Raw genomic sequence first — 15,454 nt, 5'->3', positions numbered from 1 at the left:
AAAGAAATAAAAAGACATTAAGAACAATTACGAACGATGATTGTGTTATAATTGTGTTGTCAACTTGTTGTAGAGAGGTTGTTGTTTTGTTGCAGTAATGTTGTTGATTCGAAGCTGGTACTTTGAAGAATCATTACTAGTATCGAAATAATTGCATTATTCCAATTTTCAGGTTGCCATATTATTCTATCATATCTCTAACGGACTGAGTTATGAACAAAGCAAAAATGAGCGCGGGAAGCTGGAGTTTTTCCCGGCCTCAACAATCAGTACATCAGGTAACAAAGGTTTTGTGTATACCTGCCGTGAAGTCAAGTTTGGCAAGCCCAACGCCTAAGAGTGATAGGTATGCGGCCTCCGGGGTAATCAACGTTCGAAAAATGGTAGAAGATGCGGCTACCATCAGAGAAGAAAAATTAAATTCGTTTAAAGCGAATGAATCTAGTGGAGTCAGAATCAAGTCATCAGGACTATTCAATAATCGAAAAGCCGGGCGGTAACGATTTTACGTTTACTACAGCTCACGGTATAACGTATTTGGTTTACTTCACTGAAGCGGATGGCTACGTACCATCCGCTTCTTTTGTTAATGAAACTAAGATGCTTGGTTTCGGTCCAAAGAAAGGAACATACCCGATGGGAAAATCTTTGCCTGATGACCCCGAAGTGTGGCCCACCATTTTTGAAGTTCTTTATCTGTATATGACCCATAACCCTAATCGCGTTTTACTGTACGTCTGCAGTAATGAAAGCGTATGGAGACCTGGACCGGACGATAGAGATGACCGATATGCGAAGAAACGAAACGAAATATTTGGAGTTCGTTTTAACGAATGGCAAGAAACTGGCGTTATGCCAGCCGAGAACATAGGTTTTAGGCTCTACGATAATAACTATTGCGGATGCATTTTTCGGTCTGACAATCCTTATGCCGATGAGGTTAGGGCAGTCATAGATAAAACAGTCCTTGAAAAAGTATAATGAAGAAAAGCTATGATAGAGTTAGAACACAAAATTAACGATACCGATAGAGTATTAGTGATCTTGTCTAACGAAGGTTCTTTACATCCTCATCGCGTCATATCCTTTCGTGGGGAGATCGAGATGTATAACAAGGTTACTGACTACGAAACTCTCCTTTATACTATTGAGGAGGCTAAAAATCAGTTAGTTAAGTCTTGGCTTCAATAAGGCATTATGTTTTCAAATATTTACAGCAAACTTATTCTTCTAATACGCAATCAAAATGAGTGAACAGGGAATCCCTGGTTGATAATTTGATACCTTGTTGAGGTAGTAATACCCATCATTTAAATCGATGGATCCAGCACGTACAGCCCTGAGTCGAACCGGGGCATACATGTCGAGCGACGCAAATTGCCAGGGTTTGAGGTAGGCCGGTACCGTCAGTTGTCTCGGTCGAAGAAGGATTCGTCGAAGACCGCCAAAATATTGCTGGATGATGGTTTTCTCCAAACTCGTCAGGCCGGCCGGACGATCAAAAGCCAGTGAAAAATTATTCTCGCTAAGTTTGATAGGCTGCTGACGAGCATGCCACCAACAGGGCGTTAACTGAATCACCGTCTTTACTGTAATTAAATCGGGCGTTACCTCGTTAACTGTTGCGTTTATTGGCTTTGATGGTTCGGCCAGCAGCAATCGAGGTGCTGTTGATTTGGATGACACCTGTAAGTTCGAGCCGGAGCCGGTCACGGATCGGGTTTCAATGAAGGGTGGTGAGCCGAAGCCAGGTACATTATTTGTCGAAGGGACTACCGCCGAGAAGGGCATCTCGAAAAGAGTCGTTTCGAGTGGTATGTTTTTCGCATCGCAACCGATAACACCATCACCATACCCGGCATAAATCTTTTCTTCAAGTGCTCGCCACTTCAGCAGGTTTCGTTGGCCATAAGGTTGAAGTACCACTGAAACTTCGGGTTCGTTACTCTCTTCAATACAGCTACTTAGGTCAGTTGCATTGATTTCATTAGCGAAAACGCTGTTCAGCGTTTTTAACTCGACGGTTTTGGCTACCTCATCAATGTCATAAGTAGCTGAGCACATCAACGCCAGTGATCGAAACAGATCACCACAAGTCATGTCCGGCAGATTAGGCCCAATTACCCAGGTATCGCCTTGATGAATTGCCGGATCAGGTTCGAAAGACGCCCACATCTCGGGGAGCGTCCTACTAAAATAAACGCCATAACTTGAGATATCAGTCTTTGAGTTGCCCTGCAGGCGAATACATAACTCATCACCGGCCCGGCAGTCAACCGACGTGTCCAGCGTGAGTACATCTGGATAGTCCAGGTGATCAAGGTAGCCGGCTTCAGACCAATAGGCTTCACCAACGTTGTTTCCGTTTCGCTCGACGATCAATCGGATCTCGGGAGCACCATACCGAATGAGACTGGCAAAGGTTACGCTGGACATAACTTTCACCCGCATGGCTTCGATGCATACATAGGCAGCCCGGTCAGCTTTGTACCGATCAAGCTTGCCATCCTCAAAACCATCGAGTGGTTTGTCGTCGACAGAGAATGGTAAAAGCAGGTCGATCGGGTGGCCGTTCTTGAGAACAATCGGATCCGGATTGTCCGGAACCGCTACGCGTGCATATCGATCACGTACCCACTCGTCATCATGATTAGTTGGCCGTTCATTAACGAAGGGCAAAAAGATCCGACGTATAAAGGGGTCAGTCAGCCAGTCACCCTTTGGTTTGTAGCCACACTGTTTCAGCATTTGCCGAATCAACGTGCTTAAATAAGGAGCCGGACAAATCGTGTCCTGCGCAAACACCCCACCGTCCATGGAACCATTGTCGATCAGCGGGTAAATGATACCGTCGGTCTTACCAGCAAACCGGGATACTGATTCGAGTGTCCACGGATGATCATACCGACTCAAATCAAGATCGCTTAATTTCAGGTCCGCCAGTTGTGACGTTAGATCACTGGCCGGACCAGCCAACAACACTTTCCATCCACCTTGAAATGTTTGAAGCGAAGCCATCCCGGAATGAATGACTTCGCCCTCTTCAATGACCTTGAATGGAATCAGGCGATACGGATCACGCCCGCCTGAGTCAACTTGTTCCGCGTTTTGTAATAGCGCCCTGATCGATCCAGTGTCGGGCAACGTAAATGAATTGGCATACGTAGTCTGAAGGCTCACCGGCGTCTGTAAGTCGTTCACCTGTTTATTGATGACTACATCAATTTCAGCTACCCATTGTCCAAGAAAGTAAAGCCCGTCTTCCATTATGTTTATCCTGGTACTGCCCGGTTTGTATTAATCCTTGGTCGATCGGATGCAGATAATACCTGTTGTCCTTCGAGCCCCTTCGGTGTTTGTGGAATGTAAGGTGGTTCAGGCAAACCAATACGTTTGGGCTTGGCAAACAACCACCTGACCGAGTAGCCAATCACAAGCCCCAAAATGCCAGTCACTATCTCATAGGGAATGTTTACTGTTATCATGATCGATTCAGTGAACTTTAGTTAGGCCATGCTGATGATCCAGTGGTGAGGTAATAGTTTAAAACGTCGTTTCTTGACAAGAATAGATTCAATGCCATTGTCCCACTGGAGGTACTATAGGGCTCCCAAGTTTGATTTCGAAATTGGGACGGCTTTAAGACTATTGTTTTTTTTCGCAGGCTTATTGTGATAAAATCCTGATTGGCTTCTATGCCCATAAGCTCTGAGATTGGGTAAATGGCCGATGTCGTTGAATCGGCAATGTAAATCGCGTTTTTTTGGCCCTGCCATATTACGCGGGTTGGTCTTGATGGGTTAGTTGTTTGAGCCTGGGCGCTAAATGATGCAGCCAGAATGAAGAGAGCAATGATTAACTTTTTCATGAAACTATAGATTGGTTTTAAACTTATATGCGTTGCGACTTTCGGGAAGGCAGCGTGATTGCCGTGGTGAAATTGTTGGTGTATGTCTGGTCGTCCCACAGTTGAGCATCACCCGTCGGTATGGTTACCCGAATACCCTGCACCAAATCATTATCGCTGTGGGGCAACAGGAAGATCATTACGCTTTCACGGATGGTACCAACCAGGTCGGCTTCGGCTTCGGTGAGGTTGGCTGTGTGCAGCACCATTGTTGGTGCCATTGATTTTTGCGTCTGCAACTTCAACCCGCCTTGCTCGGCAATGCCAATGGTATCGACCGACTGTCCGCGCTGGATCGAGCCTTCAAACAGCCAGCTCATCCAACCACCCTGAAGCGTTAACCAGGTAAGGTAAATACCTTTTCGCCGGCACCCGGCTTGAGTGGTTGGAGCAATGAGAACGTTAGCGCCAAAGGTCCGGTCATAGGTTGCATCAAATGTTGCCATGTGATCCTTGGGATAAAAACTAAGCTTTGATTCGTTTCTTCAGACTGATGCACATTCGCTTGAGCCGGATTACCTGAGGATGCTGTAAGATTTCGATAGCCAGATCAGGATCCTTAGTTATAAATCGCACAATGTTGGTGTCAGGTAGGTAATCAGGATCTTCTCGCTTTGCGGCCCATTCTTCCTTGGTGAGCTTTATTCCTAAAAGCCGTGCTTTGCAATGGATGGCATTCGTACTGATGTGAAGAATTTCTGATAATTTTCGAACGGGTATTTTGGTGTAATTCGCCCGTAAGAACTGCTCATCTTCAAGTGAAAAAAAGTAATCTGATTTACTCTTACGCTGCTCGTAAATCAATCGTTTTGATTCATTGGACATGGACAGGCCTAATGAGTTACCTCTTAGCCAAACATTCGATGCGTGGTTTTTTTTGAGTGCCCTGGCAATGTCCGCTTTGGATAATTTCTCCCAATTGTCCCGAAGAAACTGATCCTCATCAGGGGTCCAGGAGGAGGTGTAGACACGGTTCTTTTTTGTCAGAGCCCGGATTTGCTCTGGCGTTTTAGTCAATTTCAGATAACTGACCCTTGCAGACACGGCACCCCTTGATCGACCAAGTGCAGATCCAACCTCCGTTTTGGACATGGTAGCCCAATTGTCTTTCAAAAACTGGTCTTCTTCGGGTGTCCAGCGCGTAATTGTTTTCGTCTTCATCGTTTGTAGGGCCCCGCAAATGTCTTCTCTATTACAGCAGACTTTTCTAGACTGGGTAAATTTGAACGGTAGTGTAATCGGGGGCACTGGCCTGAGGTAAGTAGTGTGGCTGCACTTCAGAGCCTGCAACAGCTTGTAGCTTAACCGGGAAAACATTAAGCGCCCTGACTGTATTACTGAAATCCTCATCATTGTAAAAGGTGTAGTGCGTGTAGCCTGGGGGCAACGTGTTACCATTCTGATTATTCAGACTGTAATCAAGCTTAGTCATCGGACCCCCAAACGTGGCATCATTACGGGATTGCGAATACCTGGACCGAACATCCGCGTTAGCCGCATTTGTGCCCTCGATCCGAACCAGAATGACCAGATTCTCCGATACTGTGCCCGATGAGGGTAGCACCGAGTGCCAGCCTGTCGGGTGGAATACCGTCACTTTTGCGATCGTCAACGGCACGGTTTGGCTGGCCACATTTTTAAAGACAATAGGAAATTCGATGACAGCTCCGTTAGCGAAAGTGAAATAAAGCGTACCAGGCACGTCGGCCGTAATGCTATCGGCTGGCGTGTGAATTCGCGCCCTGGTATTAGGTAGCGCAGTCAGCGTAACGCCTGGCGGATAGGGCTGCTTCAGACTGAAGGAGCCCATTGTATCGGTATAGGGTTGCCGGGAATTGTCGTTGAATACTGCATCAACTGAGTAATCCTGATCTGTACCACCTTCCACATTTTCAGTAGCTCCTACGATTGCGTAATGGTCGAAAATAGCTGTGTCGGGCATATTGACAAGAGGTAGCACCCGCTCAACAAACGTACCATTGGGGAAAGTGAAACGAAGTACAACGTTCAAATCGCCCGTTATCCGACCATTGGGTAAGCTAACCGTTCCAACTGCTTCAGCACCGGTTACGGCCGACATGTTGTCAGGATACGGTTTGTTGATCGTATACGAACCAGAATCAACATATTGAAATTCTGTGTTATCTGAACGCGTGCCAACAACTCGATATGTCCCCACGCCACCTTCAGGTATGTGCAGCGGCCCTTCGCGCTTATCGATGCGATAGGACTTGACGTAAACCACGATGGAGGCATCGTAAATCTGGATAACCTTCGTGCCAGTCAAACCAAGATACGACGCCGATAGCGTTGCCCCTCTGGTATCACCGGCCGTTGCATTGACTGCAGCTGTTAAGGTGCCATCGCTGGCCCAGGTGAGCGAGAAGTCATTGCCGGTGTTTTTATTGGCAACGGCCGTAATATCTTCCGGATCACCGCTGGAATAAATCATCCAGACCTTTTGCGCAGTTGATTTGCCTTCGTTCATTCCCAGATCGCCAAGTATGTCGATCCGTTTCGGTTGACGCGCAGGCGGATTGCCCCCTTGGTCGGTCAGGCTCGGAGCCATGAACTTAATTTCATTGAACCGCACGTAATTACAGGCTCCACCAACGTTGGAGTTTTTCGACGTGACTAATTTGCCGTACCGCAATGAGCGGTAATTCCCCGCTAGATCACGCTCCAGAGGAATAACAATTTCATCCGTGGTGCGCTGCTGATTAGTGACCGTAGCCAGCACGAAATAGAATGAGCCATCGAGTGAACCAAGTATCTGGTAATCGAAGGGTAACCAGTCAGCCCCATCTGAAAAGTTATTGGGAACGATCTTAACCTGCTGTGGTATGGCCGTACCACCGTGATCGATGATGATAGAGACTGGATCGTTAACCGCTACACAAGGCGTCGTGTAGGCTGAGTCGGGGTCGCCATCTGTAAGGTGGTCAGCTACCCAGACGTTTCCAAAACCCGAATCGGGAGCGGTTACGCTTTTACCCTGCGAAATATCAATCAGGTTGCTCTGATCCAAACAGGCGTACTGGGACGTCTTAGGCGAAAGCCGCATGGCATTGGTCCCTGAAACAGGCTTAATCTCAACCGAAATCGGTCCCCCATTTTTGAACTGATTGGGCACTGAGTAAATAAAACCATAGATATGGCCGGTCGTATTAGTGACCTGCAAATCTGTACTTACATCATCACGGCCGCCGATAGTCGCTCGAACGGTAGCTGCCAGAATACCATTGATAAATATTCGAACGTAAGCGGGCGTATCGGGGTTGTTTCGATCAGCTATCCAGCCCGAGATCTGATCACAGTTTACCCCGTCCAAAGAACCGTGGTAGTCGGGAGCGGTGGGCTCAATTAGCGACCAATAGATGATATTGTCTGCTATATAGGTAACGGTGATCTCCGGGTCCGGATCTGGATCTGGCGTACTTCCGCATTTGGACAGGAAGGCACACATCAACGTTTGGATAGCCACATCTTCCTTTGCCGCCTCAAGTAGCCATTTCAACAGATTAATTTTAGCCTGATTGGTCGAAGCTTCACCAAACTTATCAATTGCTATTGTTCCGTAGTCCGCGTAGAAGGCAGCGAACCGAGCGTTGTTCTGCTTGGGGGTAATGTATGAGTCATTGTTTACACCCAGTTTTGCTTCCAGATCTGTGGCCTGTCTGGCGGCACCCCGTTGTGTTGTTGACGCGTTTGGAATGCCGCCGTTTTGCTGAATCTCATTAATCAGCTTTACCACGACTGATGCGGCAATAGGTAAGTGATTGGAAAGGGTTGCCTGCGCCCGGTCAGTGACAAGTTTCTTAGACCACTTGTTCGGGGTTGAGATGGGAGATTCGCCAACATTGGTATTGATCAAACACTTGGCTAGTACGCCATCATGAATGACCCATTGATCAGCTTCGTAAACAGCATCAGGATCAAACTCAGATACACCGTATTTAATCAGGTCAATAAGGAGCAGTCCGATTCGAAGCGCCGTATTCGCGGCATCAACAACTTCGTTTTTAACCTGCGTTGCCCGGTCGATTAAGTTTTTTAGTTTGTTAATCACGGTACAGTACGGTTAAAGGTTGCATGATCGAATCTTGACCCGAGGTAATTGTAAATATGACCTTGGCCACGTTGGCAGCCGGATTAGTGTCAATCCGAATTCGCTGGATGTAGTTGCTGTCGGTCAGAGCGCTCGTGAACGAATTGATTAGCTGATTGGCTGCGTTGTAATAGGTCACGTTCAATTGATAGCCAGGCTGTGAAGCCACTGGCAGCCACACCATAATATCCCGGTAGTAGCCACGAAAAACGATGGGGGGTGATGCTGGTACCATCCATAGCCGACCAACCGGACTCGTGTAGTCTGCTAGTGTGTATTTACCTTCCGGTGGCAAGCTGGCCGCAACAAGTCGTTTGAATGTTCCGGTGATGGCCGTTTCGCCTTCTTCAGTCACTGAGCTAAACGTTACGTCAATGACCGTTGAGAACTCGGTGTCCGGTACGCTTAGCTGATCGAGTGGGACCAGGATCGGCTTAAGGCCAAGCTGTACCCGGTTGCGAACATCGAAGGTTGCCTGCTTGGTGGCCTTGTCGACGGGTGCCCGCATCTTCGAACTGGAACCATTCGGATGCGTGACGGTGGCAACAATGAATTCCCAGTCGAAATCATTGGGTGAGCGTACCGAGCAAACAATTGGCACCATTGAAGACAGCGGTCCAGCTGGTGGCTCGGTAATGACATAGTTTGACAGGCTGGCAATTAGCTCCAGGCTGGCCGTAAACGTGCCGATGTAAATAGCAAAACCAACTGTATCAAATGACCAGGGTGCAAAGCCTTTCGCGATAACCTGAAAGGTAAATGGTGTTGAATCGGCGGGTATTGACCCATTGATGATAGGTGCTTCAAACACGCCGTAGCTATCGGTGTATAGCTCAGCTGTACCCCAAACGCTGGCCGTTATGTCATTTCCTTCAGCATCGAGCAAACGCACCTGTGCCCCTTCAACGCCGCTACCATTCGGGCGAAGGACAGTTAAATTAAAATGGTTGCTGAGTGGAAACATCTTATTTGAAGAATGTGGATTTAGCCGATTCGATAAGTATTGGCCGAATAAACGGTTTGAGGATACTCCGCACCCGATCGGGCTTCAGTGGATCCAGCACGCCACCCGAATTGAACCTGTTTGGCACCTTGATCCCATCCCGCTGAATCTTCATGGCCAGGGCGTAGGGGGGGATGCCAAGGCCGCGGATCTTGATCCACTCCCTGAGCGATTCGACCATGGCACGCGACGGCTTCTTGTTGCTCGGCCGACGTCCGTTTTGCTGCTGGTAGAAGTAAGCTTTACCCAGTATCCGGAGCGTATGAATATGACCGGACTGACTGACTTCTTTTCGAAGTGAAGCCGCTGAACGACCACTGGCCCGCATACCTCGTCGCTGCTGACCAACAACAACGGCCTCAATAAACTCATCACCCTTTTCGTCAAGGGCTTCTCCGATCGTTATAAGCGACATAAGGATACGGCCGGCGTTAAAAGGGTGAGTGTTATTTTGATGGCATCGAGGTTACGAGGGGTCAGGTTCAAACCCAGTTCAACGCGGGTGCCACTGGCTTCACCGAGTTTGGTAAGAGCCTTGAATACCCGCTGCGCTTCGATCTCCAGACCAAGCAGGTGTGATCGTCGTGCCGTGGGATCATCCGCAAATTTTGATGGGGTGCATACATCCAGAACAAGACGATGCCGATATTCGAGTGCTCCCTGACCGTCGAGGTTCCAGTCAGCTAAGAAGTAGCCCTCGTGCCAAAGAAGGTACGGCTGTGGATCGCCAGTGAAGTTTTGGGCAAGATTGATAAGGTCTTCCAATTGGCCGTAACCAAAGACCATATTGAAGCCCGCGGCCATGTCCTGTAACTTATCCAGCATACAGGGCAAGTTACAGCCGCTCTATTTTTTGGACTTGCTGCGGAGGGATTGTACCCGTTTGAGGTACGCGGATTTTACGCTCTCAGCCGCCAGCATGTACATGGCCTGATCGTAGTTGAGGTCTCGAACCTTAGTGAAAGGAATGTTGAATAGGCTTGCTAATCGAGTTGAGGTGTACTGATCGTCGAAGACTTCCAGCTTTGGCGTAAGCGCAGCAGCCATCCTTTCAAACTCGTCGGGTTCGTCCAAGCCTGCACGCTGACTCTTCCAGAAGGTGACAGTTTCAATGAATTGCGCAAAAAAAAAGCGGACGCTGCCAGGCCATCCAGACAACTAATAGTTTGAATCGATTCCCATAGCTGCTCGGTGGCTTTTTGCCGGTTGACGTATTTGTCGGTGCGCATCTTGCCCCAAAGAAAAACGGGCAATACTGTCGATGCCATAACTACCGGTTCGACTGGTTCCTTCTTCGACTGCCGGCCACGGATCACGTGACGAACATCGACCATCTGACCGAGCGTTACTTCAGTTCCAAGGTCATCCGGAAAACCAACACGTTGATCATTGATGGTTAAAAACTCCGGTGGCGTTGAAGAAATAGCTGGAGCAGTCCAGATAAAGGCCAGGTGAGAGAGTACCACTTCATCCAGATCATAAGCAACGGCACCCCGTAGTTCATCAATGGACAAGCCTGATAGTGTGCTAATTATGAACAGTGAATCTTTAGGCGCCTGTGGATCGGATAGGGTAAGAAACTGACCCAGTGACACCTCAGCCCATGATTCAGGCATACTGAAACCTAATTTATCTGCTCTAAACCGCTTCATTAAGTTGTTTGGACAAACTGAATATTCACTAAAGTGGCAAATGGTAGCGAACTTCCATTTCGCCTCTTAATGGATCAAATGATACCTCTATTTTAAATGCTTTGCTCAAACTGCTATCGGTCTCATTAGGAGCTTTAGCTATAGTCTCCCACATGTTGTTATCTGAAATGTCTGAAGATTGTCTTCCCATATCATTTAGAACCTCTTCAAGACTATATGTATAAATTTTCTCGAAACTATTTTCCGGGATTGATTTCGATAGGATGTCGAAATCATCTCCAGTATAGACCATGTAGTCAATTCCGCTTTCCATTAGCTACGTGTAGGGTTGTTCTCTTTAAAGATCAGATAAAATATTTAAGGTTTGTTTTTGTTATTACTCACCAGCTTAACGGTTGAGAAGACGATACTAATTCAAGCGGCTCCTAGCTGAATCGTTAAGGGTGCGGTTGAATCAGAAGTCATGTATGCCAATGAAAGATAGTTGTCTGATAAAGTTAGACAAATTTCCGGATATTAATTTTCCCTAAATTAGCGAAGTTGTAGTAAGAATTGGTGGCTTCTTTCTTTACTAAACCTGTTAGGTCTAATTTAAAATCGAGTAAACATGGGATTAATTACAGAGGGCGCTAAAGTTAAGCATCCAACATTTGGAGTAAGAGGAAGTGTACAGCTGCAAGGGGAGGTAGTTAATATGAGCGATGATGGCAAAATGGCTCAAGTTTCTAACCCTTTCGAAGCAGAACCAGCATGGTTGCCAGTTGATGAATTAGAACTGGCCAAAGAAGCTCCTAACTCACCTTTCACCTTGGAATAAAAAATTATTAATCATGACGATACTACAACAAATTATATGCGTAGTTTTCTAATAGGATCGTCTTGGTTTAGACTGTTAGAATTTCATGCGACCAGTGCCTCAAAAGGCCATAGTCCTGAATGATGGCTTAAAATGCAGATTTGCTAGTTCAAGATAGATTGGTGTACTTTGTAATAAGTTGGAAAGAGAAAAAGTAACGAAGTAGTACTGGAATACCACTTCGTTACTTTAACAAGGGTTGTCCTGATGAGTTAGTGGTTTAACCAATACTCCAAAAAGACGATCAGAATTTGAATCGCGTACCCTACTAACTGTCCAAGGTCGATCGGGTTCCGATTCTTACGGGAAGGCGTCTCAGAAGGGCGGCTTCTGAGGGGGCGAAGCTCGTAGCTTCGCCTTCTTCGTTTTATTTTCATTTTTTGTTTTCATCTCTGTCCTTCGGGGACAGACAAAGGTAAATTGATGCTTACTGTCAATTGTTATGTTTACGCAAAGAGTGAACTCGTGCTATAGCCGTTTGGGAACTATTTGCTTTTTCCTATTGGGCAAAGTTGAATAGTTAGAAGATTGAAAAAAATAGTAATTATTGACCAAATCTGTCCGATACTAGTCATTAAAACGGACGATCAATAGTAATAAAGTCCCGTTTCATCAGGAAAGTTAGCCACTTGGTTCCACCCAGAACAGGAACGTTGTTAGGTCTTACCAGTAAAAATTCTCCTGTATACTGTTCAGACTTAAGCATTAGGTCAAAGCTACCATTCATAAATATGTTTGTGACTCCCCTTTTGGTCCGTAGCTGATAATCCCCTATGGTTTTGTTTGCTCCATCAAAAATATGGTCAATCATTTTCAGAAAAACCTAACTAAGGTTACTTTTTCCTGAAAATAATTTCCATGTAGAGCTATTCAGTTTCTGCTTGAATAAGCATTTGTTTTGCTATTTATGAGTGATCATTTTTTCATTTTGTTGGTTGATTGTAAATGTAATGGCCTCAATTATAGAGTGTACTATATAGGCCAAAACACTTCTGAATCAGTATAGCTATTTGCACAATCGCGGACGGATCGTTTGTAAGAATAAGAATGTGGAAGCCTCAACAAATGTAAAAGCTACCTAACTCAATGAAAAGTAGGTAGCTATTGGTGTGACACTTTCCGGCACTTTCTGACACTTAGTGGTATATGATTCCTCAGTACCACGGTTTGACTCCGGTTTAAAAACTTTAGTTAATAAGCCCGTCCTGACTTCGCTTGGTAGGTTTTAACTCGACTGGTACCGCCCTGTGGCTTTGATTTCTGGGTGAAGACTGCCGATCGGATGCCATCGATGGCGTGATTCCATTCACCGATCGGTTCATTGGTTGCCTTACCACCCATCATCACCCAGGCATAGTTATTCTTTTCGGCCTTAATGTTCAGGCTGCGTTTGGTGTAGAAGACCGTATACTCCTTTAGCTTCGTGATGCCGGCATTGATCGAGCCTGGTCCTTTAACGCAGGCCTTGGCGTTAATGCCTGGCACTTTGACACCCCCCGGTTTGTAGTGGCCACGCTTCAGCTCTTCGATCGATTTGGGTTCAGCACCGTCACAGATAACCTGCACCTCGGGAGATATGCCAGTGAGTAGATACAGATCAAGTATGTCCGGATTGGTTAGATCCGTTTCGTAAAAGAGCTCATCGAGGTAGATGATGCGACCAGTAATGGCAATGTGAGTAGCAGCTGTCGGGTCGTTCGAGTAACCGAAGTCAAGTCCGACGAAGTGCTCGTCATATACTTCGGGAAACTCATCGATCTCAATCCAATCATTAAAGATGACTGATTCTTCCGATGGTTTCGGATCACCCTGGTACAACGCTTCAAACGTACCTGAGCTATCTTTCTTGATCGTCAGCATTCGTTCTTTACTGTGCTGCGCCGGCCAGAGTGCTTCGCCTTCTTTACGTTTATCATAGCTGAGCACATCCTTCGTGCGAAGTGCTGCAAAGTTGAGCAGTACCCACCCGTTCGGATTGCTCTTGGAATAGATGCCGTCACGGTGCAGGAACCGGCCGGCCGGATCGTCTTCGTGCCACCGGGTGGTCACGTACAGCATTTGACTCTTATTGTGCATCCGGGATTCGACAACCGGTACGATCCAGTCAGACCATGTCTTTTCCCGAATCTTGGGTGCTTTGGCCTCATCAGCGCCCTTGAACAAGTCATCGAGTATGATGATATCGAGCGGATCCCCAGTCAGTGGACCATTGCGACCAACGGCCTTTAGGTTACCTCGCTTGCCGACAATATCAAATTCCTGCTCGGTGCGTTTGGCTAAAACATCTTTATGCGTTGCCAGCCGGGAATCGGGGAATAAGACTTTGTATTTGTCGGATTCGATATTCTGCTGGATCTCACGACTGAACTTATGGGCCTTGGATGCCGAGAAAGAGAGTACACCGAGCCGATAGTTGGGATTTCGACCAAACAGGTAGGGGGGCAGGTTACGGGTCGACAATTCAGATTTGCCATGCTGAGGGGGGCACGTGACCATCAGTCGTTTGATCTTGCCTTCAGCGAATCGTTGCAGATGATCCGCAATGACAGTGTGAAAGTCCTGCGCATCATACCGATTGTTTACGTATTGAATGTAGTCCAGGTAGTTGCGCCTGGCTAACTCACGAACCCGTAGTTCAATCTCGATATCAAGTTCTTCGTCTTCGAATAGATCAACGTCCATCAATTTTGCTTATTCAGAACAGATTTCATCTAGTATTTCATTGAGTGCCGCTTCTTCGGCTTCTGATAGAGCTGGCCCTTCCCCAATAAAAGCTACCCCTTCAACATTCAGTACGCCTTCCATGTACTTTTTTAGTAAGTCTCTGTAGTTCATTAGTTAATGATCTTACTGTTTACCTTTTTGCTTTTTCAATTTAGCCAGTTCAGCTCGTAACTCTTCATCAGTCTTACCGATAAAACCGTTCGTTTTCACCTCACCTGAATGCGCAACTTCGGTTTTATCAACCCATCCCAGATTCTTCAATGCGAAGATGACTCCAGCTGGAGACGATGACCACAAACCCTCTTCGTAAAGCGATTCAATCACCATTAGCGCCCTTTTTATCGGGTAACTAAATGCTTCCTTCTTCGAATAATCGTGAAGTGATTTACGCGATTCGAAACCAAGATACAAGGCAAGTCTAGTCCAGGTCGGCCGTTCGGGATTACGATCCCAGATCAGCTGATCTTCCTCGACGTCGACCATTTTATTCTTTCCGGATTCGGGATCTTTCCGCTTTCGACGAACAGTCTTTGATTCGATATGTGATTCGCCTTCACACCAAACAAAATACTCCAGCACCTTAGCTTGAAAAGCTGCGGGGTCGGAGTATAAGGGTGGTCGACCGGCACTATGATTGCCAAGTCCGTATAAGTTTCCGTAAGGAGCTGCCATGCCCCGAAGTTAATTAATTTAAACGTGGATCAATAGGGGCACGAGGTAGCGTATTTGACTCATCATCATCGTCCTCAAAGTCCTCTTCAAACTCTTCATCTGTATGATGCTCATTCTCTTCACCGAACTCCATAGTTATCTCAAAAGCGCCATCATCAGCCATGAAACAAATAAAAATCGCCTTGTCTGTCGGAATGAACCGCCTTGAACGAACAAAGTAGTTCATAACATCGTCGGTCATGAACCCATCACCAGCACTTGGCAAGCCAAAGACATTAATTATAGCTTCCAAGGCATTAAGGACGCTATCAACTTCACCCTCGAAATCATCAAAGTGTTCATATCCTTTATAAATTTCTTTTGCCTTATGGTACTGATCATTATCAGTCATCTCAACATAGAGAGTCCAACCATTAGGTAGGCTCCGGTGATTGTTATGTAGGATGTCCGATACCTTCATTGTGTATTCGACTCGTAAACTTTGTCCTTCCATGTTTAATTAGGGTTTAGAATAGGGCTACAATGTAGCTAA

General features: G+C 46.5%; 16 protein-coding genes. 2 read left to right on the top strand and 14 right to left on the bottom strand.

Going from position 1 to position 15,454, the window contains the following annotated elements:
* Positions 1–435: 435 nt before the first annotated feature.
* Positions 436–981, top strand: coding sequence for a hypothetical protein (locus GK091_RS13745; protein WP_164038944.1), 546 nt, complete (start codon positions 436–438; stop codon positions 979–981).
* A 249-nt stretch (positions 982–1,230) separates the two neighbouring features.
* Here GK091_RS13745 and GK091_RS13740 read toward each other — a convergent pair whose 3' ends face one another.
* The 10 genes from GK091_RS13740 to GK091_RS13695 all read right to left on the bottom strand — a co-directional run bounded on the left by GK091_RS13740 (position 1,231) and on the right by GK091_RS13695 (position 10,983).
* Entirely contained in the window at positions 1,231–3,267 is a 2,037-nt protein-coding gene (locus tag GK091_RS13740) for a hypothetical protein (protein ID WP_164038940.1), read from the bottom strand.
* Between the two features lie 235 nt (positions 3,268–3,502).
* Positions 3,503–3,868: a hypothetical protein gene (locus tag GK091_RS13735; RefSeq protein ID WP_164038937.1), complete on the bottom strand. Its 366-nt coding sequence runs from the start codon at positions 3,866–3,868 to the stop codon at positions 3,503–3,505.
* 23 nt (positions 3,869–3,891) lie between these two features.
* Positions 3,892–4,353 (bottom strand): hypothetical protein, encoded by a 462-nt coding sequence (locus GK091_RS13730; RefSeq protein WP_164038931.1) that lies wholly within the window; start codon positions 4,351–4,353, stop codon positions 3,892–3,894.
* A gap of 19 nt (positions 4,354–4,372) precedes the next feature.
* Positions 4,373–5,068, bottom strand: a complete 696-nt coding sequence (locus GK091_RS13725) for a hypothetical protein (protein ID WP_164038928.1) — start codon at positions 5,066–5,068, stop codon at positions 4,373–4,375.
* Positions 5,069–5,114: 46 nt separating this feature from the next.
* The gene (locus GK091_RS13720; protein WP_164038926.1) at positions 5,115–7,976 is read right to left on the bottom strand and encodes a hypothetical protein; all 2,862 of its coding nucleotides are present in this window, start codon (positions 7,974–7,976) and stop codon (positions 5,115–5,117) included.
* Positions 7,969–8,979 carry a hypothetical protein gene (locus tag GK091_RS13715; RefSeq protein ID WP_164038923.1) on the bottom strand — a complete coding sequence of 337 codons (1,011 nt, stop codon included), beginning with the start codon at positions 8,977–8,979 and terminating at the stop codon, positions 7,969–7,971. Before GK091_RS13715 ends, GK091_RS13720 begins: the two co-directional genes overlap by 8 nt.
* A gap of 1 nt (position 8,980) precedes the next feature.
* Positions 8,981–9,433: a hypothetical protein gene (locus tag GK091_RS13710; protein ID WP_164038920.1), complete on the bottom strand. Its 453-nt coding sequence runs from the start codon at positions 9,431–9,433 to the stop codon at positions 8,981–8,983.
* Entirely contained in the window at positions 9,421–9,843 is a 423-nt protein-coding gene (locus GK091_RS13705; RefSeq protein ID WP_164038917.1) for a hypothetical protein, read from the bottom strand. Before GK091_RS13705 ends, GK091_RS13710 begins: the two co-directional genes overlap by 13 nt.
* Before the next feature lie 158 nt (positions 9,844–10,001).
* Positions 10,002–10,634, bottom strand: coding sequence for a hypothetical protein (locus GK091_RS13700; protein WP_164038914.1), 633 nt, complete (start codon positions 10,632–10,634; stop codon positions 10,002–10,004).
* A 64-nt stretch (positions 10,635–10,698) separates the two neighbouring features.
* A complete protein-coding gene (locus tag GK091_RS13695; protein ID WP_164038911.1) occupies positions 10,699–10,983 on the bottom strand; it encodes a hypothetical protein in 285 nt (94 codons plus the stop codon).
* 294 nt (positions 10,984–11,277) lie between these two features.
* On the opposite strand from GK091_RS13695, the gene GK091_RS13690 reads away from it, so the two are divergent.
* A complete protein-coding gene (locus tag GK091_RS13690) occupies positions 11,278–11,487 on the top strand; it encodes a hypothetical protein (RefSeq protein ID WP_164038905.1) in 210 nt (69 codons plus the stop codon).
* Positions 11,488–12,717: 1,230 nt separating this feature from the next.
* Here the strand turns inward: GK091_RS13690 and GK091_RS13685 are convergent.
* The 4 genes from GK091_RS13685 to GK091_RS13670 are packed head-to-tail and all read right to left on the bottom strand — an operon-like array spanning position 12,718 to position 15,415.
* Positions 12,718–14,208, bottom strand: a complete 1,491-nt coding sequence (locus GK091_RS13685) for a terminase large subunit domain-containing protein (protein WP_164038904.1) — start codon at positions 14,206–14,208, stop codon at positions 12,718–12,720.
* Positions 14,209–14,217: 9 nt separating this feature from the next.
* The gene (locus GK091_RS13680) at positions 14,218–14,361 is read right to left on the bottom strand and encodes a hypothetical protein (protein WP_164038900.1); all 144 of its coding nucleotides are present in this window, start codon (positions 14,359–14,361) and stop codon (positions 14,218–14,220) included.
* 12 nt (positions 14,362–14,373) lie between these two features.
* Entirely contained in the window at positions 14,374–14,922 is a 549-nt protein-coding gene (locus tag GK091_RS13675; RefSeq protein ID WP_164038896.1) for a terminase small subunit, read from the bottom strand.
* Positions 14,923–14,935: 13 nt separating this feature from the next.
* Positions 14,936–15,415, bottom strand: a complete 480-nt coding sequence (locus GK091_RS13670) for a hypothetical protein (protein WP_164038893.1) — start codon at positions 15,413–15,415, stop codon at positions 14,936–14,938.
* Between the last annotated feature and the right edge of the window lie 39 nt (positions 15,416–15,454).

This window comes from Spirosoma agri (assembly GCF_010747415.1).
Lineage (GTDB): Bacteria > Bacteroidota > Bacteroidia > Cytophagales > Spirosomataceae > Spirosoma > Spirosoma agri.
This window is presented reverse-complemented; position numbering and strand designations above follow the sequence as displayed.

What these genes read in the sequence shown, in the direction of transcription:
- GK091_RS13745 (WP_164038944.1), top strand. Translation starts at nt 436, where the DNA reads ATGAATCTAGTGGAGTCAGAATCAAGTCATCAGGACTATTCAATAATC.
- GK091_RS13740 (WP_164038940.1), bottom strand. Translation starts at nt 3,267, where the DNA reads ATGGAAGACGGGCTTTACTTTCTTGGACAATGGGTAGCTGAAATTGAT.
- GK091_RS13735 (WP_164038937.1), bottom strand. Translation starts at nt 3,868, where the DNA reads ATGAAAAAGTTAATCATTGCTCTCTTCATTCTGGCTGCATCATTTAGC.
- GK091_RS13730 (WP_164038931.1), bottom strand. Translation starts at nt 4,353, where the DNA reads ATGGCAACATTTGATGCAACCTATGACCGGACCTTTGGCGCTAACGTT.
- GK091_RS13725 (WP_164038928.1), bottom strand. Translation starts at nt 5,068, where the DNA reads ATGAAGACGAAAACAATTACGCGCTGGACACCCGAAGAAGACCAGTTT.
- GK091_RS13715 (WP_164038923.1), bottom strand. Translation starts at nt 8,979, where the DNA reads ATGTTTCCACTCAGCAACCATTTTAATTTAACTGTCCTTCGCCCGAAT.
- GK091_RS13710 (WP_164038920.1), bottom strand. Translation starts at nt 9,433, where the DNA reads ATGTCGCTTATAACGATCGGAGAAGCCCTTGACGAAAAGGGTGATGAG.
- GK091_RS13705 (WP_164038917.1), bottom strand. Translation starts at nt 9,843, where the DNA reads ATGCTGGATAAGTTACAGGACATGGCCGCGGGCTTCAATATGGTCTTT.
- GK091_RS13700 (WP_164038914.1), bottom strand. Translation starts at nt 10,634, where the DNA reads ATGCCTGAATCATGGGCTGAGGTGTCACTGGGTCAGTTTCTTACCCTA.
- GK091_RS13695 (WP_164038911.1), bottom strand. Translation starts at nt 10,983, where the DNA reads ATGGAAAGCGGAATTGACTACATGGTCTATACTGGAGATGATTTCGAC.
- GK091_RS13690 (WP_164038905.1), top strand. Translation starts at nt 11,278, where the DNA reads ATGGGATTAATTACAGAGGGCGCTAAAGTTAAGCATCCAACATTTGGA.
- GK091_RS13685 (WP_164038904.1), bottom strand. Translation starts at nt 14,208, where the DNA reads ATGGACGTTGATCTATTCGAAGACGAAGAACTTGATATCGAGATTGAA.
- GK091_RS13680 (WP_164038900.1), bottom strand. Translation starts at nt 14,361, where the DNA reads ATGAACTACAGAGACTTACTAAAAAAGTACATGGAAGGCGTACTGAAT.
- GK091_RS13675 (WP_164038896.1), bottom strand. Translation starts at nt 14,922, where the DNA reads ATGGCAGCTCCTTACGGAAACTTATACGGACTTGGCAATCATAGTGCC.
- GK091_RS13670 (WP_164038893.1), bottom strand. Translation starts at nt 15,415, where the DNA reads ATGGAAGGACAAAGTTTACGAGTCGAATACACAATGAAGGTATCGGAC.